Raw genomic sequence first — 23,928 nt, forward strand, 5'->3', positions numbered from 1 at the left:
TTTTTGAACAGATAGTGACATAGGAACAGTAGGGAGCATAGGACGTTTGAATTTAATTGACAAATTTCCACGCCAGTAAGGAGTAAATGGCTATCAACTCTTACCCAAGGCTTATTCACTATGTACAATTCACTATTGACCATTGACGATTTACTATTCACCAGCCAACGGCCGTTGGTCTATTGATTATCGTATACAAAAGCAATGGAGCAAAAGAAGAATTTAAAAGAAGTAGCAAAGTTATTTCTGAAACTGGGGGTAATTGGTTTCGGTGGTCCCGCCGTGCACATAGCTATGATCGAAGAAGAGGTAGTGCGCAAACGCAAGTGGATGGATCATCAGCACTTCCTGGATCTTGTTGGCGCTACCAACCTCATCCCCGGTCCCAATTCTACCGAGATGACCATGCACATTGGTAAAGAGCGTGCAGGCTGGAAAGGACTGGTAGTTGCAGGCGCTTGTTTCATTACACCAGCGGTTATCATTACTGCACTGTTTGCGTGGGCTTATCAGCAGTATGGGCACTTGCCGCAAGTTGCTCCTTTCATCTATGGCATAAAGCCGGCTATTATAGCTGTGGTTGTAGTAGGTATGATCAACCTCGGCAGAAAAGCTTTGAAATCTGTACAGCTTGCTGTGATTGGTGTACTGGCTGCTATAGCCGTACTAACTGGAATGAACGAGATCGTAGTGCTGTTTGGTGCAGGCGTTTTAGGTATTGTATTATTTTTTCTGCAGCAGCGAGCTAATAGTGCTCGCTTGATTGCTCCATTGGTTTTACTGCAGGTGCAACAGTTCAATCTTTCTTTATCACCTGTTCAAACCTTCCTTACTTTCTTAAAAATTGGTTCCATTTTATATGGTACCGGCTATGTGCTTTTTGCTTTTCTGGATGCAGAATTGGTGGCCACCGGGTTGCTCAGCAAGCAACAATTAATAGATGCCATAGCGGTAGGACAATTTACGCCGGGACCAGTTTTCTCTTCGGCTACTTTTATTGGCTGGCAGCTTGGTGGCATGGGCGGTGCGGTAGCAGCAAGTATAGGTATCTTCCTTCCTTCGTTCTTGTTTGTGGCGTTGCTTAATCCACTCATTCCAAAACTTCGTCGCTCAAAAGTTATGGCTGCATTTCTTGATACAGTGAATGTAGCTTCGGTAGCCATTATTCTGTCCATCATGATTGAAATGAGCCGTGCGGCCCTGCTGGATTGGAGAGCTATTGTTATTGCTATAGCAGGCTTTGTTATGGCATTTGCTTTTCCTAAAGTAAATACTGCTTTTATAGTAGCTGGTGGCGCACTGGCAGGTTACCTGCTACATTTTGTATAAGCAGGTAAACTTGCTACACAGGCACAAAATATTATTCATGAAAAATTAGTGAAAGGGAACTCGCCGTGCGTGCCTATATTTTTTAGGAGTGGTATGATGACCTGGTTCATATATAAGCCTTGCAAAAGAACTCAGCCTTTCATTCTGTCGGCTCACAGGTATACCCGCTACTATACCCACCATTAAATTATCCATAATGCCGAGGCGCATTTGTGGACGAACCACTGTATTCCATTTTCCATGTTCTACTTCCTGGTTTACTTCTACACCAATAAAATTTCGCGTACCACTTATCATGTAGTGAAAGTTTGAATTCACCTGGAAATGTGAATGTGTTTCTTTGGTGCCATAAAATCTTTCAACAACAGGCCCTGTATAAAGCAGCGTATGAAAATTGTTGCCCCAGCGCTTGGCCGCGATGAAGAATGGATTGAAGCTGTTTCCTTCTACTACTCTTCCTGATTTCATGTTATTGAATGGCTTTAGCATCACCTCGTTTATGTATCCCAATGCCATTGAAGTATTGGTTTTTGCAGAAACATAAAACGTGTATTGGATAGCGGTTTTTATACCATCCAATTTGTCTCCCGGCAGGTCTATAGGGTTTGATGGTACAGGTTGTTTGGCGTAAAAAGTAAACGGAAGTTCCACCTCCAGGCCAAGACGATTTACCGGGGCCCATTCGTATTCAATCAAGGCAGTATACTTGTCGTAGTTCAATTGGTCAGTTAAACCAAGCCCTACGTTCCATTCCTTTTCTCCTTTGCGTGCACCAAGGTCACGTATCAGGTCAATGAACAAAGGCTCTGCATGTAAAACTTTATCAGGTTCGTGTATCTCCTCAATTTCTATGATGTATAAGCTGTCTAATTCTGCTTTGTTTATGGTGGTGTCAGAAGTTTGCGCATAGGCAAAAACCGGGAATAGCAAACAAAGAAGTAGTAGGTGTCTCATCATAAAATCATTGGCTTATAAACTGCAAATAGAGGGTTTTAGTATGGCAATTAATCAATAGAAATTTTGTGTAATTGTTAAAAGTCCTGTTATGGATGTAGGCCAATGAGACGCTACAGGTTGAAGTTGCTGGACAAATCCTTGAAATGGCCATTAAGCTTTATCCGCTCTTTCAGTTGCTCCATTTCATTCACAAGTGGAAGAATCTTTTTGATGTGACGTTTCAGGTATTCCAGCCGTTGATCTTCGCGCATCAGGCCAAGTAGTTCATGCTCTTCTTCAAGCGATAAGGCTGCATGATGTGCAAGGTCGTACGAAAGCAACTGGTCGTCAGGCTTTTTAAAATCCTTATCCAGTTTAAGTGTGGCATGCAGTTCTCTTATTGACTTAACAAGGTTGCGCATTTTGATGACGTGGCGTTTATCATCATTATCCAAATAGTTTACAATCGCGCCACTATATAATTTGTCTGGTATGCTCTTCACTACTTCCAGAATGCGGAAAACTTTTAGGCCTCTTGTTTTAATGTCCAGCTTTCCATCTTCATATACTTCGGCTATTTCAGTTATCTCTACCAATGTTCCTATTTCAGCAAGTCCACTTTTCAAAACGGTAGGAATGCCAAATGGTTTCTTTTCAGCATAGCATTCTGTTACCAGTTGTTTATAGCGCGGTTCAAAAATGTGGAGGTTCAGGTCTTCACCCGGAAATACAACAATACCTAGTGGAAATATGGGAATGAAGTTCGTCATGCCTGTTTATTCAGCTTTAAGCGGGTGTAAAAATAGTGCCATTGAGAATTTCTTAAACACCAGCAACTGGTATATGTTCAGCAGTTTTTTCCTTCGCTGGTCTCGCTTATTGAAGGCTTATGCTTCCACAGCAGTGCCAGTGGCCATACATGAACCAGCACCCCATACTGAAGTGATAGTGTGCTTTCCACCATGCAACTTGCAGCTATTACCAATGTCCAGCAAGCGACTGCTGCATTGTTGTTTTTGAAGCCCCACCATACAGGGTAAAGGAGCCAACAGCTAAATAAAATCACTGCTACAAGTCCGCCACCCATCCACCAAAACAGCCATTGGTTAAAAGGCCAGTTGAAGGGTGGTGGCGCGCCATAAACTTTAGTATAACGCTGCTGTATATTGGCAGGCACTGCTGCCCAACCAGCACCACCTGCCTTGTCTTCTGTGATGGATTTCCAGGCGGCAGTGTTGATGCTACGACGCACACCATCCGAATAGCTGATGTCTTGCTGTTGCTGGTACTGCTGGTGATCGTACAGTGCATAATTCACCTTCTGCTTTACAGTGGGTACAACCAGGTAAGCTGCAATTGCTATGGGAATAAGCGCAGCAAGCAACCCTTTAAAAAGACGACGTGCTTCTATGGTTTTAGCAAATGCTGCAAACATGATAATGATGATCATGCTGATCCATGCAGTGCGTACAGCCATGATGACAATAATGGCTACCAGTAGTAGCAGCAGCACATTGCGTAAAATGTATCGCCTGGTTGGTATAGTTGCGCCAATGAGCAGCATACTATTCAAGAACAACCCGTAGCGGATATGATCGCCGCTCATGAAGGTGGGTAATGATTGGCCACGGCCATAAGCGGCATTCACTTCGGTAGCATGATTAATATACCAAAATGCTGGATACAATAAGCTAAGGCCACCTACTATCAGCCAGGCATATTGATAGATCTTTGCGTTTTTACTGATGTAGCAACAGCCTGCCAGTGCAGCTATAGGATACATCAAAAGTGTAAGCAGGTAATCATACGTTTCTAAATGAAGGGGCGCCTGGTACCAGCCGGTAAGGAACAATAGTAGCGGAACAAAACTCCACGCTACCATTGGCTGGCGAAAGAGGGCCTTTACACTTGGAATGAATACAATAAGAACCAGTACCATAGCAACAGGAGCGATGGAAAGTAGCGCACGTGATGCCATCAGGCCAACGAGCATCAGTAGAAATAGAAAGAAAAATAGCTTCTGCCTCCCGCCGTTCAAGTTGTAGGTTTTGCTGTAAATCTAAATCTTGTTTAGGAAGGTTGCTGCCACCGTTGTTATCGATGTAGTTGATCAGGCTATGATAAGGCTACTATTGTTTTCCCGGAAGTTCACATATCCGACATCTCCAAATCAGACATCCGACATTTTTCCTGTTCTTTGCACTCATGAAGATTTCGGGCTTTACAATTATCAAAAATGCGGTGGTAAATGATTACCCGGTGGTGGAAGCTATTCGCTCTATACTGCCGGTGGTAGACGAGATGATAGTGCTGGTGGGTGATAGTAAAGACACAACTGTACAACTGGTAGAAGCAATTGCTGATCCAAAGATCAAGATCCATCATTCGGTGTGGGACCCGAATGTACGTGAAGGTGGCGCTGTGCTGGCCATTGAAACCAATAAAGCTTTTCAATTGATTGATCCTGCTTCTGATTGGGCATTTTACATACAAGCCGATGAGGTGGTACACGAGCAATATCATGCAGCCATTGTTGAAGGATGTAAGCGTTATAAAGATGACCACCGTGTACAGGGGCTGCTATTTAAGTACCTGCACTTCTACGGCACGTACAACTATGTGGGCGACAGCCGCAAGTGGTACAATCATGAAGTGCGCATCATCAGGAATGATAAAAAGATAAGTGCTTATAAAGATGCGCAAGGCTTTAGAGTAGGCACAACCAAGCTAAAGGTAAAACCGGTGGATGCTTATATCTATCACTATGGCTGGGTAAAAAGCCCGGCACAAATGATGCTGAAGCTGCGCGAAACCGGCAGGCTGTGGAACCCGGGTGCACCAGAGGTTGCGGGTACATTGCAGCCCAACGATATCTTCAACTTCAATGAATATGATTCGATAACACGTTTTAACGGTACCCATCCCGCGGTGATGCAGCAGCGTGTAAACAATCAAAACTGGCAGTTGCAACTTGATCCACAGCAAAAGAAGTTTTCATTTAAGAACCGCTTATTGTACCTGGTGGAAAAGCTGACCGGACTGCGTTTGTTCCAATTTAAAAACTACAAGATCATACGCTAGAATGTTTACCATTCTTGCATAGCCAATGGAGAAGCCAGATATAATATTTGATGCAGAGCGAATGAAGAACCCGCACACGGGCATCTATCACTATTGCCAACAACTGGGTTCGGCACTACTGCAGCAGCAACGGCATCACCAGCACAGGATTGGCTTCTACCTGCCACCAAACGTGCAGCATAGCTTTAAAAATACAGCTCCCATCATCCGGCAGTTGCCTTTGCATAAACTGTCGATGCGTTTTGCAGCTGGTTTTAAATTATGGCATTGCACCAACCAAAGCACCAGTTATTTTCCATTTAAGAGCAAAGGGAAAATTCTACTTACCATTCATGATCTTAATTTCCTGTACGAAAAACAGGATGCACAAAAAAGAAAAAAATACCTGGATTTATTGCAGCAAAAAGCAGATCGTGCAGATGCAATTGTTGCTATTTCTCAATTTGTAAAAAAGGAAATTCAGCAACACCTGCAGGTGCAAAAAAAGAATGTTCATGTAATTTATAACGGCTGTAATATCCGGGAGAATATTATTCCAATCAAACCTGCCATTGAATTAAAAGCTCCATTTATTTTTTCAATTGGAACCATTGCACATAAAAAGAATTTTCATGTTTTGCCGGGTGCATTGTTGCACAACCAACTACAACTTGTGATTGCAGGTGTTGTACATAGCAAAGAATATTTGCAAAAGATATTTGATGAAGCTAAGCGTATAGGTGTTGCCGATCGTGTTCATTTTATTGGTCCGGTTACGGAGGAAGAAAAATATTGGCTGCTGCAGCACTGCATTTTATTCGCTTTTCCTTCGCTGGCCGAAGGATTTGGTTTGCCGGTAATAGAAGCCATGCGCTTTGGTAAACCTGTATTACTTTCTCAAGCTACCTCGCTTCCTGAAGTTGGTGGTGAACTTGCTACATACCTCCAAAATTTTGATGCAGATCATGTAAGTGCAATGGCAAATGAAGCAATAACTTTTCACTCAGATGCTAAGTCCGAGCAATTGATCAACAGGTCAAATGAATTTAGCTGGGACAATGCTGCGGAAGAATATTGGAAGGTGTATGAGGGAGTGTTGAGATGAAGTTAACCTAAGTCAAAAGTCAAAGTCAAAATTAAAAAAGGTTTGATCTGTCATGCCGACGAAGGAGGCATCCCATTGCCAAGTTGGAGGTAAGAAGTTGGAGGTTAGAATTTCAAACAGAGTGATCTGTAATACTGAGGAAATAGAAGAAATCAACTTTATGAGATTGTATGCCGGGGCTCCCTCGTACCTCGGGATGACATTCTATAATCTGTCATGCCGACGAAGGAGGCGTCCCTTTGCCAAGTTGGAGGTTAGAAGTTGGAGGTTAGAGGCCAAAAGCAAAAAATAAAAATTAAAAAGCAAAACAGGTTATACAAGTAGATCAAAACAATTCTTAGTACATCATTTATAGTTCATACTTAAACAGTAGCCTATTTAATTTTAAAGAACATTTTCAAACTAAATAAATATCTATGCAGGGCTGAATGTTTTTTGACTTTTAAAAGTTCATCCTTGTATTGCAGGAATAAATTCATCCGGTGGAAATTGTTGGTGATTGAAAAGCTCTGGTAGCTTTTTGATAATTCACTTAATATCTTTTTTTCTTCTTCTAAATGTGCAGGACAGATTTCGTAGAAGGCCTTAATCCTTGTTCTTATATTTTCTACTTCTGCTTCTTTTTGTAAGCTTTCTTTTCTTTTGTCGCTTTTTTTCCCGCCAACTGCACCAATAAGATTCTGCGCATGTTGCCTGTAATAAACCAATGGCTCGTGCAGGTATTCTATTCTTCCATGAAGTGTGGCAACAAATGCAAGCCACCAATCGTGTGGTATGGCCAGTAAGAAAGGGTGTGCTGCATTATACAATTCTTTTGTTAGCAACATCGTATTGCCATATATCCTGCAGAACACAGCCTGCTGCAGGCAGTTGGTCCATGGCTGGCTGTTTACATTATCAGATATTCTTTTGCCTGTTTGTTGTAGTTGTGCAGTGCAGATGTAAGAGTCGCAGTAAGCCATCGGGCTGTTGCCAATGATATTTACCAGCTTCTCTATCTTCTCCTTGTCCCATGCATCGTCATGGTCGCATAGCGCTATCCATTTACCACTTGCCAGTCCGCATGCTTTGTCAAAGTTTCTTTTATAGCCAAGATTCTCTTCGTTTACAATCACCTGCATGTTGGCATGTTTGGCCGCATAGGAACGAAGTATGGCAACGGTATCATCTGTACTCCTGTCATCCACTGCAATGATCTCGATGTTTGGATACGTCTGAGCCAGCAAGCTATCTAACTGTGCAGGTAAATACTGCTGCCCATTGAAAGTGGTAAGCACAATAGAAACAAGTGGTGCAGTGGAGGTAGATGCTTGTTGCGGGGTCATACCGTAGTTTATTTTCCTTTTACATTGGTCAATGCCGGTGAAAGCAACCAACGCCTTTATCTTTACTTTTTGCGATGGACGAAGTTAGTAACAAGCACCATACAAAGCCTGTAATAAGGCAGCTATAAAAAGGCCAAACACCATGCATGCACCCCTGGTATCTGTTGTTTTATGTACATACAATGGCGAACGTTTTTTACGAGAGCAGATAGATTCTATTCTTCAGCAAACATATCCCAACCTGGAGTTGATCATTTCGGATGATGCTTCAACAGATGGTACTAAAAACATTTTAGAAACCTTCCGCCATCATGCCAATGTGCAGCTGGTATACCACCAGCGGAACATCGGGTTTGTAAAGAATTTCGAATCTGCAGTTCGTTTGGCTAAAGGCGAGCTGGTAGCATTCTCCGACCAGGATGATATCTTTCTGCCACATAAAATGCAGCGGCTGGTGGAGACGATTGGCAACCACTCGTTGGTGTATAGCGATAGTATGTTAATAAATGAGCAGGGCAAGGAACTTGGTAAGAAACTTTCGGATGTACGCGACCTGAAGAGTACGAATGATAGCAGGAACTTTTTTATGTTTAACGCTGTCTCGGGGCATACTATGATGGTAAGACGTGATCTTTTGCAATCCGCTTTGCCGCTGCCTGAAGGATTCTACCACGACTGGTGGATAGCCGTTCATGCAGCAAATGCTGGCGGTATTGTTTACCTGCACGAGGTACTGAGCCTTTACAGGCAGCATCCTAAAACGGTTACAAAAACCATTGGTAACAAGAAGGTGCCATCGCGCAATCTACAGCGGCGCTATGCCGATTTTGTGCATGAGAAAAAATGGTTTGAATTGCTACTGCAAAATCCACAAGAGCAGCATAAAGAATTTTTGAAGAAGCTGCACAAATTGTGGCTGACAAAAGCTAAAGGTTATTTCTCCTGGCCACTGTTTTTGTTTCTATGGCAACATAAACACGTGCTGTTTACCTTCTGGCGAAAGAATATTTTTAGCCAATTGGTAGAACTGCGTAAGGTGGCAAGAGGAGAGCGTGATGTAGAAGCGTAAATTTTTGTAGGCCGCTAAGGCGCTAAGACACTAAGAAACGCTAATCGTGGCGGTAGGCGAAAATATTGATAGCCATATCCATGTTTTCGCAGGCCAGTAATTTATCTACAAACGGGTGCTGCCGCGAAAACGACTGCCTTAAATGATAACGGAAGCCTGCTTCTTTCAGCATGGCAAGTATATCATCCAGGTGTTGTTCTTTTTTGATGAAGGAATGATATTCAACAAACAGGTTTTCTACATTCTTCAGTTCATCTTTACAATCCTGCAGTACTGCATACTCAGCACCTTCTATGTCCAGTTTCAAAAAATCAACTTTCTTATCCAGGTAATCTTTTAACCGCACGGCTTCTATTAGCTTTGGTTCCTGGTGGCTGAAAACATTTTCTACACTGCCACCCATGCCGGTATCGGTATAAAATTTCAATGTGGTCTGCTCATTCCAAACAGCTTTTTTCAGCACCTGTACATTTCCAAGGTGGTAGGTTTCAACATTCTTTTTTAGCACATCAAATATGGGTGCTTCGGGTTCAAATGCAATAATGGTGGCATTGGGATATTGTTTTGCAAAGAACAAAACACTCAGGCCCATATTGGCGCCACAGTCTATGATGTACGGCTTAGAAGAGCTGCTTTTGAACTGGTAGATCTTATCAGAAATGATCTCTTTGTAAGAGTCGTAGTAGCAGCGCCCTTCATGGAAATTGAAAGGTTTGCCAAACAATTCAATACTGCCAAATGAGCCAAATTCAAGCAGGTTCAATTGCTCCATTTCCTGTTCTTTGAACTCGTACGGAGACTTGTTCTTTGGCAGGAATTTTTTCTTCTTTAAACCGAGCATTGTTCGCAAACCCATTATTGAAAAGCTATTTTGCAGCGAATATAAGTGTTTTGAACAGGGTGGTGCGGTACTATAGGTAAACGGCTTTTATTGAAAAAGGTGATGAGCGGTTGTAGAAGGTGAATCCATAATTTTGCGTCCATGGCAAACCAGGAGAAGCAGGTAGGAACTAAGGTGTCGGTAATTATGTGTACGCACAACGGGGCGAAGTACGTAAAAGAGCAACTGACATCTATTCTACATCAAACTTACCCGCTGCACGAACTGCTGGTGTTTGATGATATGTCCACAGATGATACAGTAGAGATAATTCAGGAAACCATCCAAGATTATCCTTTTGCCAAGCTTCATAGGAACGAAACAAATCTTGGTTTCACCAAAAATTTTGAAACCGCTTTCAAGGCTGCAACAGGTGATGTGATAGCTGTATCTGACCAGGACGATGTTTGGATAAAGGAGAAGATAGAGCGGATGCTAAAAGCATGGAAGCCAGAGAAACCTGCTATTTATTGCAATTCAATTTTGTTTAGGGGTGCAGTTCCTAAAAAAATCCATCCAAACAGGAGGTTGCGTAAATACAAAGGCACCGACGCTCGGAAGATATTCCTGGGAAATACAGTTAGTGGCCATGCGCTGATGATCAGGCGGGAGTTTCTTGATCTTGTATTGCCTTTTAAAGAAGGTATAATGTACGACTGGTGGATTGGTGTGGTAGCATCCTATAATGGTGGGCTGCAGTATGTTCCGGAAGTGCTGGTATTGCAGCGTGGTCATGAAAAAAATATCTCTGTTGATTTTACCAAACGTTCATTGGTAGAAAATGTTATCCGCCATAAGAAGGAAGCCATCAAACATTGTAAGGCTTTTGCAGAAGCACCAAATATTCCGGAAGGACACAGGCAATACGCAGTAAAATTTGCCGTCTTGCTCGAGGAGAGTTTATCTCAAAAATTTTCTATGCCTCTATTCCTGTTTATTGTAAACAACAGGAACTTAGTGTTTCATTATAAACAGAAAAAATTGTTGTCATTCTTCTCTTACCTGAAGCACAGCTACCGTTTTTCCCTCGGTATGGAATCGTAGTTGTGCGTTGGCTATTTCAACAAATTCCGCTTGTACGCTTCGTTATAATCCCACTTCCACCTTCGGTGTGTCCATAGGTAGTTTGCAGGTCTTGTACGGATGGTGTCTTCTACAAATGCAACAAAACTTTTGGTGATTTCGCCGCGGGCTGTGTCGCGGGGTGTAGTGGTCATCACCGAAAATTCAGCATGGTAGTAGCCTCTTTTGCCATGCCTGTAAAAATTGGTAAACACCACCACAGCATTATTTAGGCGCGCACTTTTTTCAGGGCCTGTAACAAAAGGTGCAAGCTTACCAAAGAATGGCAGCCAATAGCCGGTAGCAGGAAAAGCTGCCTGGTCGGCAGCAAGACCCAGCGCATATTGTTCGCTACTATATTGGTGAAAAGTAGAGCGGAAAGTAAAGGCCGACAGCATCACGGTATTAAACCTGCTCCTGATCTTTAGCATCAGTCGGTCGAACACTTTGTTGGTAACCGGCATATACACCGATAGCATTTTATAAGGCGTATACACAGGTATCGACCAGCTCATATACTCCCAGTTGAAGAAGTGACCGCAGTGCAGGTGCACACTTTGGCCAGTAGCATATAGTTCAGTAAGTAGGTCAAAGTTCCCTGTCAGCCGCTTTGTAAAATCTGTCCGCGACATCGAAAGCATCTTCAGGGTTTCTACAAAACTGTCGCAAAGGCTACTATAAAATTCACGCGCTATATTTTCTCTTTCTGCCTGCGATTTACCCGGAAAAGCCTGCAGCAGGTTGCTGTGCACCACCTGCTTCCTGTAGCCAAATACATGAAAAAGCAGGAAGAAGGCAAAATCGCTGATAGAATACAGCACCCGCCACGGTAGCAGCGACAACAGGTAAAGTATGCCGTATAATAAATGATACATTACAAAGATTTTTCACCGCATTGCAGGCACCGCGGGTGGTGCGCAAAAGTAACGATATGAGGCTTTAGAATGTTTGCTGCCAAGCAGGTTCCTAGTTTCTTGTTCCTGGTTGGGGGTAGTTGAGGTTCCAAGATTTTGATTGAAAATGGTTCTCCAACTTTTAACCTTAAACTTTAAACTTTCAACCTCAAACCTCAATCTTCAAACTTCCAACCTCCTTTGCCTAAGTTTGCAACAACTGCTCAACATCAATTGCTAATGTGGGATAAGCTGCTGCCGTCTATATCATCTGGAAATATTAAAAGCCTGGCTCGAGCCATTTCGCTTATTGAAAATGAAGTAGAAGGCTATGATGCTTTTCTTCGGTCGCTGCCTGTTTCAGCTACTTCTATTATAGGTATAACTGGTCCGCCGGGTGCAGGTAAAAGTACCCTTACCGATGCACTGATTGGTAAGTTGGTAGCAGAGGGTAAACGTGTTGGTGTTATCTGTGTTGATCCTTCTTCGCCTTTTAGTTTTGGAGCCTTGCTTGGCGACAGGATAAGAATGAGCGAATGGTACAACAATCCTTCTGTTTACATCCGTTCGCTGGCTACACGCGGAAGTTTGGGTGGGCTTCATCCGAAAATCATAGAGATAGCTGATGTGATGAAAGCAGCTCCATTTGATATGATAATTATAGAAACAGTAGGGGTGGGGCAGAGCGAAATAGAGATAGCTGCGCTGGCTGATACTACAGTGGTGGTAGTGGTGCCCGAAGCAGGTGATGAGGTGCAAACCATGAAAGCAGGGTTGATGGAAATAGCAGACATTTTCGTGGTAAATAAAGCCGACCGCCCCGATGCTGATATGTTTGTAAAGAACCTGCGAATGATGGTACATGCAGCCGTACAAAAGCAGCAGTGGCATATACCTGTGGTAAAAACCATTGCTTCGCAAAAGCAGGGGCTGGATGAGTTGGTACAACAGGTAACTGCACACAATGAATTACAAAAAGATTCTTCAAGACAACACTGGCTACTGGCAGAAAAGGCGTACCAGGTCATTCAGCAAAAACGCATGAAAAACGTACGCAAAGAGGAACTGCAGCAAGCCATTGCGGCCAGCAATGCATTCAACCTTTACCGGTTTGTGGAAGAGTGGATGGTAATAAAAAGTAAAAAGTAAAAAGTCAAAAGTCAAAAACGAAAACCTGTTTGCTGTCATGCCGACGTAGGAGGCATCCCGTGCTAAGTCAAAATTCAAAAATTCAAAAGTCAAAAGCTAAAGAAAGTTACTGTCATACCGAGGTAGGAGGCATCTCATGCTAAGTCAAAATTTAAAAGTCAAAAAATATAAATGTGAGTATCCCTCCTTCGTCGGGATGACAATTACAATGTTGCCAATAACTATAAAGTTCATCCTCAGGCCTCATACCTTACCTCTCACATCTAAGGCCTAACACCTAACACCTAACACCTAACGCCTCATTCCCTAAAACTCCCCCTGCTGGTTCTTATACCAGCGGTAGCCTAAAAATCCCATAACAACAAAAGGAGTAAGCATCAGGTAAACGATACCACTGTTCATACCACGAGCTGGTTTTTCACCTTGCTGCATACTGGTCTTGGTACATATAGAACACTGTGCTGCTGCAGGCTGCAGACTAGCAGCGGCTGCTATTAATATGGTAAGTAAAAATATTCTCCACGTTTTCATACAGTGCAAAGGTAGTAGGTGAAACAGTTACAAAAGTGATAACATCTTTTATTGCTTATTATAGATCGCCCAGTTGTGGACGCAGCACAATATCTTCTACTACAGCCATAGCCGACAGTTGACTGCTTGCATAGATCATTTCAGCTACATCGTTGGCTTCCATTATGCGTGTAGGTTCTATGTCAGCACCTGCCCAGCTGTCCGTCATGGTAGCACCTGGAAGTACGGCTGTTACTTTTATTCCATGCGGCTTCATTTCTTCCCTCAAATTTTTACTAAAGCCCAGGAGTGCAAACTTGCTGATGCTGTACGAGCCTCCGTTAGCATATGCCTGCAACGAAGCAATTGAGCAGATGTTGAAGATATGTCCGCTCCTACGCTCCATCATGGCTGGCAACATAGCGCGGGTAAAATGGTAGGCACTATAGAGGTTTACTTCTATCATCTTTTCCAGCGTTCCTTCCTCTTCATTGTAGATGCTGCCGGGAATAAACTGGCCTGCATTATTTATCAGTACATCAGGTACAAGTGCAGCTTCAATCAGCTGAGCAGCAAAAGTTTTTACTTGCGCAGGAATTGACATGTCTACTTCATAAGTATGAACTGTGGCAGCGGTATTCACTTTAGCTATATCTGCCACAGCTGCATCCAGCGATTGCCTGCTTCGCGAACAGATGATAATGGAATGACCTTCTTTAGCAAAACGTTCTGCAACTGCTTTTCCTATTCCCTTGCTGGCACCGGTTATTACAATGTTCATAATATATTGTTACTGGTAAATGTTTTCGCTCACCAAACGCGAAGTAACTCCTTTTGCCGCTACACCGGCCACTGCTTTCACCTTTCTTTGTCAAGCTTTTGCCATGCTACCAGTAACTTGCAGCCATGGCCTACAAACACCTGTTCTTCGATCTGGATCATACGCTGTGGGATTTTGAGACTAATTCTAAAGAAACGCTCCGCGACCTATTTGGCGAGTATGATCTATACAATTCTGTTACACAAGATTTTGAAGGATTTTACCGTACCTATTCATTTCATAATAAACGCCTGTGGGACAGGTATCACCATGGTTTTATAAAACAAGAAGAACTGAAGTGGAAGCGGATGTGGCATACACTGCTGGAGTATAAAATTGGCGATGAGAAACTTTCTAAAAAACTAAGCGAAGCATATCTGGAAATTTTGCCCAACAAAAAAGGTTTGTTTCCCTACACGATCGAGATACTGGAATACCTGGTAAAAAAGGGTTATGTACTTCATCTTATAACCAATGGTTTTGAGAAAGTGCAGTGGCGAAAACTGGAGAATTCGGGCATAGGTAAATATTTCATCGAAGTCATCACTTCCGAATCCGCTTCCTGCCTGAAGCCACAAAAAGCAATTTTTGATTTTGCTATCAACCGCGCCAAGTGCTGCTACGAAGAAAGCCTGATGTTGGGCGACAACCTGGATGCTGATATACAGGGAGCCATCAACGCAGGTATGGATACTGTCTTTGTCAACCATATTCAAGAGCCAACAGACCTGAAGCCGACATATATCATTCACCATCTGAAAGAACTGGAACAGATACTGTAGAAATAAAAAAGCTCCCGGCGTGGGAGCTTTAATGTTTTTTGCAAGAAGATTAAGCTGCTGGTTTAGTGGCTTTTTTATCTTCTTTTTTGTGACACTCTTTCTTGTCACCTTTCTTGCAACACTCTTTCTTTTCTTCTTTTTTGCAACATGCTTTCTTGTCGCCATCGCAGGCAAATGCAGCACCAGTTGACAATAAGGCAACAGTAGCAATCATCAATAACTTTTTCATATGGATCTTATTTAAGGTTTCTGCTTTAAATGTACAGTAATCAACGAATTGCAGCTTCAGAAATTGTAGGATTGGCTAAAGGATGTGTTAATCCTTTATGGTTGCCAATACGGTAACACCGCCTTTTACTACTTCATTCAGTTTGACGTTCACTTCTGTACCTACAGGCAACAGAAGATCTACGCGGCTACCAAACTTTATAAAGCCCAGTTCTTCTCCCTGTACCACCTGTTGGCCCACCTTCAGGTAGTTCACAATACGTTTAGCCAAGGCGCCGGCTATTTGTTTTACCAGCACTTCCGTTCCGCCATTCTTTATTACCACGCTATATCTTTCGTTCTCAGTGCTCGACTTTGGATGCCAGGCCACCAGGTATTTTCCTTTATGATATTGGCTGTATACAACCTCGCCGCTTAGCGGGTTGCGGTTCACGTGCACATTAGCAGGGCTCATAAATACACTCACCTGCAATCTCTTGTCTTTAAAATATTCTTCATCTACTACTTCTTCTATCACTACTACTTTACCATCTGCAGGGCAAATGATCTGTTTTTCGTGTACGGTTAGCAGCCGCTTTGGAATGCGGAAAAACGAAACGATGAACAGGAATAAAATAACAGAAGCTGAAAAAATAATAGCAGCGGTTACAGGATAATTGCCGCTGATAAAGATGAACGACCCAATATTGATGAGGCCGAAAATCAGCGCTGCAATACCAATTGATTTGTAACCCTCTTTGTGAATAGTCATTTAAAAAATTTGTCGTGCAAATATAGCCAGCTAATCCAGAGAGAAAAAAGAAGTAGAGGAGGAGGGGTAGGCGTTAGGCAAAAGTCAAAAGTCAAAAGGCAAAAAGAAAAAGCACAATTAAAAGGAGAACTATGATATCATCTAGCTTCCATTAAATCCCAAAATCTCCAAATCCCTAAATATAAAATCAACAATCTAAAATCTAAAATTCTCAATGTCCTATCAATTCCTCGTGGTTGCAGTCCTCGGCATGGGCATGGTTATGACGGCGGCAGGAGCGATAATTAGATACATGTCCTACTACTATACCAATAATAGCAGGAGCCAGCAGCCAATTTTCGTAGTGGATGAAGAAAAGCTTGAGAACCAGGAAGGTGAAGCCAATGGAGAAGATGATCATTGGCCACAGGCTGTGGTGGTGCTTACGCCAGCCGTGGTAAAGCGAATAGATGCCGATGCAAAATGCCAGCATCACCATAAACGTTTCGAAGTACAGGTTGTGAAGCAGGTTGATACCAAACAGTGGCAGTGTTGTGAGAAACAATGGTAATAAGGCACAGTGAATAGCACACGCCAGTGATGTAGCTATTCCTATTGCGTCCCAATTGATCTTAAAATTCATGCGGACGGCAAAGGTATGGGTCTGCAACTAAGTTGCAAAATTACAATGGCAGCATTTGTAATATAAAAGTGTTAACAGTAGCAGGTGTAACTTTGCCGAAAGTTTTACCCCCCATGACCAAAAAGATCCTCTGGTATAGCATCTTCTTTATCATTCTCACCGGTGCTTTCTTCTATTTTGTATTTGCCGGCACCGATAATTACAAGTTCAAAAGTCCTACGGTTAGTTATGTAAAACCTTTTTCATTTATCAACCAGGATGGGCGCACCATCACCGAGCAAGACCTGCAGGGAAAGGTGACCGTGGTTGAATATTTTTTTACAACGTGCAAAGGTATTTGCCCACGCATGCATAGCAGCATGAGCAAGATCTACGATAAGTTTAAAGAAGAACCTGCTTTCCAGGTACTGGCTCATACCGTACAGCCCGAAATTGATAGCATTCCGCGCTTACGCTATTATGCCGACAGTATGAAGATTGATACTAAGAAGTGGAACCTCGTTACCGGCCGCAAAGACAGTTTGTATAATGCTGCTCGTGTAAGCTACCTGTTGGATGATCCAAAGAACAGCGTAGAAAAATTAGAAGATCAGTTCATCCATACACAGTTTTTTGCGCTGGTAGATAAAAGTGGCAATGTGCGCGGCGGTGTTTTCGACGCACTCAAAGCTGATGAGATGCAAAAGCTTTCAACTACCATAGAAGAACTATTAAAAGAAAAGCAAGGGCCGTCATCGTTTGTAAATGGAATCTTCGGAAATTCACCCAGGTAAATTTCAACCCTTACAACATGCATTCTTCTTCAATAAAAGATATCCTAAAGCGTAACCAACTGAGCGTTACCGATAGCAGGAAGAAAATTCTTGAACTCTTCCAGGCTAATGATGGTGCATTGGCACATAATGATATTGAAAGGCAAACAGGTGAGAAGTTTGACCGAGTGACCATATACAGAACCCTTCAAACTTTTGTAGAGAAAGGCATCATACATACCATTCCCACTGCTGATAATTCTATTTTATATGCGCTGTGCAAAGATGAGTGCAGTGAAGGCCATCACCACGACAACCATATACACTTTGTGTGCGACAACTGCAATAAGACCTACTGCATGGACGATGTGGTAACTCCTGAAATAACACTTCCGCAAGGTTTTAAACCTGCTGTGATTGATGTGATAGCTACCGGTCTTTGTGCCGATTGTACTAGCAACAACAACCTGCTTCAGTAAAATGACTTTAGGTAAACAGATACTGTCGTTCCTGTTTAACCTGCATTTTCCCGGTCCATTGCCCGAAGGTTTTGGTGTGCTTCATCCATTTGATGATGAAGAGACAAAACGCGTCTGCTCGCTGTTTTACAATACATATTATAATGACAACCAACCACGGTATTGTATCATAGGTATCAATCCGGGGCGCTTTGGTGCCGGAATCACTGGTGTGCCGTTTACTGATCCCATCAGGCTGCAACAAGTTTGTAAAATAGAAAATAATTGGGCGAAGCGACAGGAGCTTTCATCCGTATTTATATACGATGTAATAGAAGCTTTTGGCGGGCTTGAAAAGTTCAATAAGACCTTTTATATATCTGCTATAAGCCCATTAGGGTTTGTAAAGGGTGGAAAAAATATTAACTACTACGACAATAAAGAATTACAGCAGAGCGTTACTCCATTTGCAGTAGAGTGTTTGCAAAAACAACTGGCATGGGGCATGCATACTGATGTGGCTTTTTGCCTGGGCGAAGGCAAAAACTTCAAGTATTTTTCATCGTTGAATAAGCAACATTCTTTCTTCAAAAAAATAATCCCCGTACCTCACCCTAGGTTCATTATGCAATATAAGCTGCCACACAAGCAAGCTTATATAGATCAGTACCTGCAAGTTTTCTCCGGTAATACGCGCTAAGTCTCTTATTAAGTATCACTGAAAATTATTTTGTGTCCGTCATGGGTACTCAGATAATATTTCATGGTCATTGTGCGTTTATAGCTATACACTTTCACGGCTGCATAAGCTGCCATCCTATAGTCCAGAATTATGCAGAACCAACTGAAAAGGCTGATACCTATGAGAACCAAAACACTACTAGAACAAAAGCATGATCACCAACTATTACCCAACGCATCTTTATATCAGCATAATCTTACTGTAGCTACTGCTTTGCAGTATGTTCCTACGCTTTCGCCATCTTTTACCACCACTACAACTAATACAAACATCGCAGTCGCATGAGGAGATTTCTACTTTTCATATGGCTGTTGATACTGGTAAGCTTTGCTATGCCTGCCAATGCAGGTATAGAATTGATAAGATCCGGATCTTACCTGGTGAATATGGGGGTTGTTCCTCAAACGGTAGGTAATGGACTAAAGCCGTATGGTCTTGTATACGACCTTTTAAAGAATCATAATGTACCCGTAAAATGGGTTATCAATCCATCTAAAGGAAAGGATGGCGTTGACTTTTCTCATAATGGTACACTATACGCAGGAGGTACTTTTGTTATACCTGCTGAATACCGTACACCTGCAGTAAATGCAGTGCTGGCATCGTGGGCAGCACAAGGTGTGGTAGGAAATACTTCTTCGGCAGATCTGTCGCTGCCTGTTTATAAAACCTTGACCCACGCACCTACATGGGTTTTGGATAGAACAAGTGGATCACTTGCTGTTGCTTATTTCAATAATGCAGGTATTCCTGCATCGGCTTATGGTGGCTCTAGTGCCACTGGCTGGAAAGATCCTTCGCAGCTAACAGCATGCGATGATATTTTTGTAATGCCTCATGCTGATGTAAGCTGGAACACGCACAACAACCTTCGCACATGGAACAGTACAGCAAAAGGAAATATCTGGACAGGTTGCCACGCAGCCAGCCAGTTAGAAAACATTACTGATGCTGGTGGTACAACGCAACTTAATTTTCTTACTACCACTGGTATGGTGCCGGCTACTTCGCACCAGGATGGAACATTACCTTTTCAATATGGTGCACATGGCCAGCCGGTAATGCAGTTTGTTCGCTCATTAGATAATGCGGTGAACAACGGTACAGAAAAAGTTTACCTGCCACAGAATGGTGGCGCATGGAGACCAACTACCACATTGGGTGTTTTCAATAATAGTCATACAAATATTCCGGGTTTGTCTGCAGGTCCTTCTGCAGCATTGGCATTTGGCAGAGGCTTTGGAAATAACAACAATGGCTGGGTAATGTATGAAGCAGGTCACAACCTGAACAACACCGGTACCATTGCAGAAAGAGTAGCAGCGCAACGTGCATTTTTCAATTTCTCATTTTTTAGTGCTGCTGATAAAAATGCGGCTTTTGATATTCAGCTAAATAATATACCGCAAGTTGTTTACCCTGCTACGCCGTATAATATTTCTTTCACCGTTCCATCAACAGTAGATCTTTCTGCATATAGCATTCAATGGACTTCTTCTAACGGGGGAAGTTTTTCGCCTTCTGCCAACCAGCAGAATGTTGTGTTTACATCCTTACCTACTTCAGGTTATTCTATCATTTCTGTTTCTCTTACTGATGCTTGCGGTCGTGTAGTATTTGCCAGCCAGGGCATCTATACGTGTCCTGATAATTTTACGCCAGCCAATGCAGGCGCAGATAGAATGGTTTGCTTGCAGGATACTATTCACCTGGCGGGAAATGCTCCTACTGCAGGAACAGGTACATGGAGACAAATAAGTGGTCCGAACACAGCTGTGATAGCTAATGTTAACCAGCCTAATTCTACTGTATCAAATTTGGTAGCGGGTACTTATACTTTTACCTGGAGCATAGGAAATAGTGCATGTACTGGTACTCCTGATACTGTAGTAATAACAATGTCGGCTGCAACAGTAGCAGGCACTACATCGGGTGCTGCCAATGTATGTGCTGGTGCTAACAGCGGAAATGTATTATTGAATAACCATACAGGTTCTGTAGTGCAGTGGGAACAGTCCACTAACAACGGAACTACATGGACAGCCATTGCCAACACTACCGCTAGTTTGGCTTATACCAATCTTACCACTACTACATGGTATAGAGCATTGGTTAGAAGTGGAGCATGTGCTTCTTTGTATTCATCGCATGTAGCTATCAATACTTTTCAACCAGTAACTATAGCAGACGCAGGCCCTGATAGAACAACTTGTTTGCAGGATACCATTAAGCTAAACAACAACTTGCCTGCTATTGGTACAGGTAGCTGGAGTATGGTAAGCGGCCCAAGCAATGCCACATTCACTGTAGAAAATGATACATCTGTTTTAGGTAACCTGAAGAATGGTACTTATACTTTGGTATGGACAATCTCAAACGGGGTTTGTCCTCCAAGCACAGATACGGTGATCATCAATATTCAATCTGCTTCACCTAACTGCGGATGTAACGTTAGTTTCCCGCCAGACCTGGTGGATTGTAACAACTCAACAGTTGTAACTGCCAACAACCCTAACTACAGGCCGGTTTATAGTTCTAATAATCCTTCAGATAGGTATTCATGGACAATTACTGGAGGCCCGTTCAGCTACCAGGCAGGATCGGGTAAGAATAGCAGGTTTCCAAACATCAACTTCCAGAGTGGCTACATCTATACTATCTCTGTAGAATTTACCAATCCTTCAGGTACTTGTAGGGCTACCATGACGATGTATAGAAGCGTTGCTATCAATGCTGAGATTATTCAGCCGGTAAACAACGACACTACAATTACTTGTATGGAAGCTACACAAGTAAACTTGTTGGGAAGTGTAGCTGGACCATACAACAGTATTGTGTGGAGAACCACGGGTACAGGAACCTTCAACAACACGTCAATCCTCAACCCCGTTTACACATTCTCGGCAGCTGACAGGTTGAATGGAATGGTACGCCTTACTATGCGTGCTTATGCTAACATCAACGGAAACTGTAGTGCAGATGACTCAGCTTTTCTTATTGTCCGTATTACACCAACTGTAATAGGGCGAGATACTTCTATAGCCAGGTGTTCTAATACGCCTGTTGACTATATGCCATTTGCTACACCTTCAGGATCTACTTTTAGCTGGACCTCACAAGTGATATCAGGTAATGTTTCAGGTAATTCTGATTCTGGTACAAATCGTATTAATGACGTGCTCATCAATCATTCTTCTTTTGAAGATGCAGTGGTGCAGTATACTGTCATTCCTTACAATGGTCCTTGTGTGGGTAATCCTTTTACAGTTATTGTAAGAGTAAGGCCAAATCCAGTTGTTCCTGTGTCTGATCTTACATTGTGTACAGGCACTGCTATGAATGTGCCGGTTGCTGATTCAATTGGTACATCAACTTATACATGGTCTTCTTCGGTGGTCAGTGGAAATGCATCAGGTTTCTCTCAGCAGAATACACCTGTGCCTGCTACCACCATTGCTGATGTATTGATTAATACTACCAATGCTCCTGCAGTTGTGCGATATCGTATTACTGCTGTTTCAGCTTATGAATGTTCGGGTCCGCCATCAGAGTTCCTGGTAAATGTTTACCCGCAGGTAAGTGCAGCAGTTGCTGGTGCAGACAGATCAATATGTGCAAAGGATAGTGTTCATCTAAATGCCACGCCTACCACTTCCGGTACATCACAATGGTACCAGTACGATGGACCTACAACCGCTGATTTTGCAAATTACTACCAGCACAATTCTGCTGTGTCAAGTATGCAGGCTGGAACTTACCAGTTCATTTGGCAGGTTACAAATGATGTTTGTCCGGACAGTAGAGATACTGTCATTTTCCAGTTGAACGAATCTACTGTAGCTGGTATCGCTGAAGGTGATGCTACTGCTTGTTATGGAGCTAACACAGGAAATGTAGAGCTGACCGGGTATGCAGGTGATATAACTCATTGGGAAAGTTCAACAAATAATGGTGCTACATGGACTGTTATCAACAACACTTCAGCTGTACAACCATACAACAATATTACCGCCACTACATGGTATCGTGCATTGGTTCAAAACGCTACCTGTGCTGCAGAGTATTCTAATCATGTTGTAGTAACTGTTGTTCCGCAAAATACTGTTGCCAATGCCGGTCCTGATGCTACTATATGTTTACCTGCTACTTACCAATTAGCTGCCAATACACCAACAAGTGGTGCTGGTACATGGTCACAAGTAAGCGGACCATCAACAGTGGTTTTTGCTAACAATGGTCAACCAACAACTAACATCTCTGGCCTAACGCCTGGTGTCTATTCTTTCGAGTGGACGATCGCTAACGGCATCTGCGAAGACAGCAGGGATACAGTTGTAATAACGATAGACTCGCTTACTGTAGCTGGTACTACAGGTGTTGATACAACTGTTTGTGCTACTGCCAATAGCGGAATCATTACACTAAGTGGAAACGTAGGAAGCATAGTAAGATGGGAAGCGAGCACTGACAATGGTGCTACATGGACGAACTTTCCTAACACTACTACAACAGAAAATTTTACAGGCCTTACCACCACAACCTGGTACAGAGCACTAGTACAAAGTGGTGTTTGCGCTGCATTGTATTCTGACACAACAATAATTACTGTTGTTCCTGCTGTTACACCAGCCAACGCCGGTCCTGATGCTACAGTATGTTTGCCTGCTACTTACCAACTAGCTGCCAACACACCAACAAGTGGAAGCGGTACATGGTCACAAATCAGTGGACCTTCAACTGTAGTGTTCTCTAACATCCAACATCCAACATCTAACATATCTAATCTTGTTCCTGGTACATACAGCTTCGAGTGGACGATCACTAATGGCATCTGCGAAGACAGCAAGGATACTGTTTTGATAACCATAGACTCTCTTACTGTAGCTGGAACTACAGATGTTGATACAACCGTTTGTGCCACTGCCAACAGTGGAACAATTACATTAAGTGGAAACGTAGGAAGTATAGTAAGATGGGAAGCAAGCACAGATAATGGTGCTACATGGACCAATATTGCTAACACTACTGCCACAGCAAACTTTTCAGGACTTACTACCACAACCTGGTACAGAGCACTAGTACAAAGTGGTGTTTGCGCTGCATTGTATTCTGACACAACAATAATTACTGTTGTTCCTGCTGTTACACCAGCCAACGCCGGTCCTGATGCTATAGTATGTCTTCCTGCTACTTACCAACTAGCTGCTAACATTCCAACATCAGGTATTGGTACATGGTCACAAGTAAGTGGACCATCAACCGTTAGCTTCTCATCAATCCAGGATCCGGCATCGAGCATCAATAATCTTGTGCCTGGCACTTACAGCTTCGCGTGGACCATCTCCAACGGCATCTGTGCTGACAGCCGTGATACAGTAGTGATAGAGTTAAGTTCATTAACTGTACCTGGAACACTTGCTGATAACGATACAGTATGTGCTGTATAAATAACGGT

At 42.8% G+C, this 23,928-nt stretch carries 22 protein-coding genes; 11 read left to right on the forward strand and 11 right to left on the reverse strand.

The features are described from left to right. Positions 1-204 precede the first annotated feature (204 nt). Positions 205-1,329, forward strand: a complete 1,125-nt coding sequence (chrA, locus tag J4N22_RS02350; RefSeq protein WP_207492104.1) for a chromate efflux transporter — start codon at positions 205-207, stop codon at positions 1,327-1,329. A gap of 45 nt (positions 1,330-1,374) precedes the next feature. Here chrA and J4N22_RS02355 read toward each other — a convergent pair whose 3' ends face one another. From J4N22_RS02355 to J4N22_RS02365, 3 genes are all read right to left on the reverse strand, one after another. Beyond that, a complete protein-coding gene (locus J4N22_RS02355; protein ID WP_207492105.1) occupies positions 1,375-2,286 on the reverse strand; it encodes an HAEPLYID family protein in 912 nt (303 codons plus the stop codon). A 110-nt stretch (positions 2,287-2,396) separates the two neighbouring features. Then, the gene (locus J4N22_RS02360) at positions 2,397-3,035 is read right to left on the reverse strand and encodes an LON peptidase substrate-binding domain-containing protein (RefSeq protein WP_207492106.1); all 639 of its coding nucleotides are present in this window, start codon (positions 3,033-3,035) and stop codon (positions 2,397-2,399) included. 77 nt (positions 3,036-3,112) lie between these two features. Next, positions 3,113-4,303 carry an O-antigen ligase family protein gene (locus J4N22_RS02365; protein ID WP_207492107.1) on the reverse strand — a complete coding sequence of 397 codons (1,191 nt, stop codon included), beginning with the start codon at positions 4,301-4,303 and terminating at the stop codon, positions 3,113-3,115. Between the two features lie 167 nt (positions 4,304-4,470). On the opposite strand from J4N22_RS02365, the gene J4N22_RS02370 reads away from it, so the two are divergent. Continuing rightward, a complete protein-coding gene (locus J4N22_RS02370) occupies positions 4,471-5,346 on the forward strand; it encodes a glycosyltransferase family protein (protein ID WP_207492108.1) in 876 nt (291 codons plus the stop codon). Positions 5,347-5,371: 25 nt separating this feature from the next. Then, the gene (locus J4N22_RS02375) at positions 5,372-6,430 is read left to right on the forward strand and encodes a glycosyltransferase family 4 protein (protein WP_207492109.1); all 1,059 of its coding nucleotides are present in this window, start codon (positions 5,372-5,374) and stop codon (positions 6,428-6,430) included. 374 nt (positions 6,431-6,804) lie between these two features. Here the strand turns inward: J4N22_RS02375 and J4N22_RS02380 are convergent, their stop codons facing one another. After that, positions 6,805-7,755: a glycosyltransferase family 2 protein gene (locus tag J4N22_RS02380; protein ID WP_207492110.1), complete on the reverse strand. Its 951-nt coding sequence runs from the start codon at positions 7,753-7,755 to the stop codon at positions 6,805-6,807. Between the two features lie 142 nt (positions 7,756-7,897). On the opposite strand from J4N22_RS02380, the gene J4N22_RS02385 reads away from it, so the two are divergent. After that, positions 7,898-8,824 carry a glycosyltransferase family 2 protein gene (locus J4N22_RS02385; protein WP_207492111.1) on the forward strand — a complete coding sequence of 309 codons (927 nt, stop codon included), beginning with the start codon at positions 7,898-7,900 and terminating at the stop codon, positions 8,822-8,824. A gap of 40 nt (positions 8,825-8,864) precedes the next feature. Here J4N22_RS02385 and J4N22_RS02390 read toward each other — a convergent pair whose 3' ends face one another. After that, positions 8,865-9,680 carry an FkbM family methyltransferase gene (locus tag J4N22_RS02390; RefSeq protein ID WP_207492112.1) on the reverse strand — a complete coding sequence of 272 codons (816 nt, stop codon included), beginning with the start codon at positions 9,678-9,680 and terminating at the stop codon, positions 8,865-8,867. 126 nt (positions 9,681-9,806) lie between these two features. On the opposite strand from J4N22_RS02390, the gene J4N22_RS02395 reads away from it, so the two are divergent. Next, positions 9,807-10,748, forward strand: a complete 942-nt coding sequence (locus J4N22_RS02395) for a glycosyltransferase (protein WP_207492113.1) — start codon at positions 9,807-9,809, stop codon at positions 10,746-10,748. Between the two features lie 11 nt (positions 10,749-10,759). Here J4N22_RS02395 and J4N22_RS02400 read toward each other — a convergent pair whose 3' ends face one another. Further along, positions 10,760-11,641 (reverse strand): lysophospholipid acyltransferase family protein, encoded by an 882-nt coding sequence (locus J4N22_RS02400; RefSeq protein WP_207492114.1) that lies wholly within the window; start codon positions 11,639-11,641, stop codon positions 10,760-10,762. 258 nt (positions 11,642-11,899) lie between these two features. On the opposite strand from J4N22_RS02400, the gene meaB reads away from it, so the two are divergent. Then, on the forward strand, positions 11,900-12,808 hold the full coding sequence (gene meaB / locus J4N22_RS02405; RefSeq protein ID WP_207492115.1) for a methylmalonyl Co-A mutase-associated GTPase MeaB: 909 nt from the start codon (positions 11,900-11,902) through the stop codon (positions 12,806-12,808). A gap of 306 nt (positions 12,809-13,114) precedes the next feature. On the opposite strand, the gene J4N22_RS02410 is transcribed toward meaB, so the two are convergent. Continuing rightward, complete coding sequence (locus J4N22_RS02410) at positions 13,115-13,339, reverse strand: hypothetical protein (RefSeq protein ID WP_207492116.1); 225 nt, start codon at positions 13,337-13,339, stop codon at positions 13,115-13,117. A gap of 58 nt (positions 13,340-13,397) precedes the next feature. Beyond that, positions 13,398-14,099, reverse strand: a complete 702-nt coding sequence (locus J4N22_RS02415; protein WP_207492117.1) for an SDR family NAD(P)-dependent oxidoreductase — start codon at positions 14,097-14,099, stop codon at positions 13,398-13,400. A 125-nt stretch (positions 14,100-14,224) separates the two neighbouring features. Between J4N22_RS02415 and J4N22_RS02420 the strand changes: the two genes are divergently transcribed. After that, positions 14,225-14,920, forward strand: coding sequence for a YjjG family noncanonical pyrimidine nucleotidase (locus J4N22_RS02420; protein ID WP_207492118.1), 696 nt, complete (start codon positions 14,225-14,227; stop codon positions 14,918-14,920). Between the two features lie 49 nt (positions 14,921-14,969). Here J4N22_RS02420 and J4N22_RS02425 read toward each other — a convergent pair whose 3' ends face one another. From J4N22_RS02425 to J4N22_RS02435, 3 genes are all read right to left on the reverse strand, one after another. Then, complete coding sequence (locus J4N22_RS02425) at positions 14,970-15,149, reverse strand: hypothetical protein (RefSeq protein ID WP_207492119.1); 180 nt, start codon at positions 15,147-15,149, stop codon at positions 14,970-14,972. An 87-nt stretch (positions 15,150-15,236) separates the two neighbouring features. Further along, positions 15,237-15,899, reverse strand: coding sequence for a phosphatidylserine decarboxylase family protein (locus J4N22_RS02430; protein ID WP_207492120.1), 663 nt, complete (start codon positions 15,897-15,899; stop codon positions 15,237-15,239). Between the two features lie 211 nt (positions 15,900-16,110). Continuing rightward, the gene (locus J4N22_RS02435; RefSeq protein WP_207492121.1) at positions 16,111-16,521 is read right to left on the reverse strand and encodes a MerC domain-containing protein; all 411 of its coding nucleotides are present in this window, start codon (positions 16,519-16,521) and stop codon (positions 16,111-16,113) included. Between the two features lie 113 nt (positions 16,522-16,634). Here J4N22_RS02435 and J4N22_RS02440 point away from each other — a divergent pair, with 113 nt between their 5' ends. From J4N22_RS02440 to J4N22_RS02455, 4 genes are all read left to right on the forward strand, one after another. Beyond that, positions 16,635-17,294: an SCO family protein gene (locus tag J4N22_RS02440; protein WP_207492122.1), complete on the forward strand. Its 660-nt coding sequence runs from the start codon at positions 16,635-16,637 to the stop codon at positions 17,292-17,294. 17 nt (positions 17,295-17,311) lie between these two features. Next, the gene (locus J4N22_RS02445; RefSeq protein WP_207492123.1) at positions 17,312-17,752 is read left to right on the forward strand and encodes a Fur family transcriptional regulator; all 441 of its coding nucleotides are present in this window, start codon (positions 17,312-17,314) and stop codon (positions 17,750-17,752) included. A gap of 1 nt (position 17,753) precedes the next feature. Further along, the gene (locus J4N22_RS02450; RefSeq protein WP_207492124.1) at positions 17,754-18,431 is read left to right on the forward strand and encodes a uracil-DNA glycosylase family protein; all 678 of its coding nucleotides are present in this window, start codon (positions 17,754-17,756) and stop codon (positions 18,429-18,431) included. Positions 18,432-18,754: 323 nt separating this feature from the next. Continuing rightward, complete coding sequence (locus tag J4N22_RS02455; protein ID WP_207492125.1) at positions 18,755-23,920, forward strand: PKD domain-containing protein; 5,166 nt, start codon at positions 18,755-18,757, stop codon at positions 23,918-23,920. Positions 23,921-23,928: the final 8 nt, after the last annotated feature.

It is taken from the genome of Aridibaculum aurantiacum (assembly GCF_017355875.1).
GTDB lineage: Bacteria > Bacteroidota > Bacteroidia > Chitinophagales > Chitinophagaceae > Segetibacter > Segetibacter aurantiacus.

Bases quoted from the DNA above. Each gene is read 5' to 3' on its own strand.
- J4N22_RS02455 (WP_207492125.1), top strand. From the start codon at position 18,755: ATGAGGAGATTTCTACTTTTCATATGGCTGTTGATACTGGTAAGCTTT.
- J4N22_RS02395 (WP_207492113.1), top strand. From the start codon at position 9,807: ATGGCAAACCAGGAGAAGCAGGTAGGAACTAAGGTGTCGGTAATTATG.
- J4N22_RS02450 (WP_207492124.1), top strand. From the start codon at position 17,754: ATGACTTTAGGTAAACAGATACTGTCGTTCCTGTTTAACCTGCATTTT.
- J4N22_RS02380 (WP_207492110.1), bottom strand. From the start codon at position 7,755: ATGACCCCGCAACAAGCATCTACCTCCACTGCACCACTTGTTTCTATT.
- J4N22_RS02385 (WP_207492111.1), top strand. From the start codon at position 7,898: ATGCATGCACCCCTGGTATCTGTTGTTTTATGTACATACAATGGCGAA.
- J4N22_RS02360 (WP_207492106.1), bottom strand. From the start codon at position 3,035: ATGACGAACTTCATTCCCATATTTCCACTAGGTATTGTTGTATTTCCG.
- J4N22_RS02355 (WP_207492105.1), bottom strand. From the start codon at position 2,286: ATGATGAGACACCTACTACTTCTTTGTTTGCTATTCCCGGTTTTTGCC.
- J4N22_RS02370 (WP_207492108.1), top strand. From the start codon at position 4,471: ATGAAGATTTCGGGCTTTACAATTATCAAAAATGCGGTGGTAAATGAT.
- J4N22_RS02445 (WP_207492123.1), top strand. From the start codon at position 17,312: ATGCATTCTTCTTCAATAAAAGATATCCTAAAGCGTAACCAACTGAGC.
- J4N22_RS02440 (WP_207492122.1), top strand. From the start codon at position 16,635: ATGACCAAAAAGATCCTCTGGTATAGCATCTTCTTTATCATTCTCACC.
- J4N22_RS02415 (WP_207492117.1), bottom strand. From the start codon at position 14,099: ATGAACATTGTAATAACCGGTGCCAGCAAGGGAATAGGAAAAGCAGTT.
- meaB (WP_207492115.1), top strand. From the start codon at position 11,900: ATGTGGGATAAGCTGCTGCCGTCTATATCATCTGGAAATATTAAAAGC.
- J4N22_RS02435 (WP_207492121.1), bottom strand. From the start codon at position 16,521: ATGAATTTTAAGATCAATTGGGACGCAATAGGAATAGCTACATCACTG.
- J4N22_RS02420 (WP_207492118.1), top strand. From the start codon at position 14,225: ATGGCCTACAAACACCTGTTCTTCGATCTGGATCATACGCTGTGGGAT.
- J4N22_RS02425 (WP_207492119.1), bottom strand. From the start codon at position 15,149: ATGAAAAAGTTATTGATGATTGCTACTGTTGCCTTATTGTCAACTGGT.
- J4N22_RS02390 (WP_207492112.1), bottom strand. From the start codon at position 9,680: ATGGGTTTGCGAACAATGCTCGGTTTAAAGAAGAAAAAATTCCTGCCA.
- chrA (WP_207492104.1), top strand. From the start codon at position 205: ATGGAGCAAAAGAAGAATTTAAAAGAAGTAGCAAAGTTATTTCTGAAA.
- J4N22_RS02375 (WP_207492109.1), top strand. From the start codon at position 5,372: ATGGAGAAGCCAGATATAATATTTGATGCAGAGCGAATGAAGAACCCG.
- J4N22_RS02410 (WP_207492116.1), bottom strand. From the start codon at position 13,339: ATGAAAACGTGGAGAATATTTTTACTTACCATATTAATAGCAGCCGCT.
- J4N22_RS02430 (WP_207492120.1), bottom strand. From the start codon at position 15,899: ATGACTATTCACAAAGAGGGTTACAAATCAATTGGTATTGCAGCGCTG.
- J4N22_RS02400 (WP_207492114.1), bottom strand. From the start codon at position 11,641: ATGTATCATTTATTATACGGCATACTTTACCTGTTGTCGCTGCTACCG.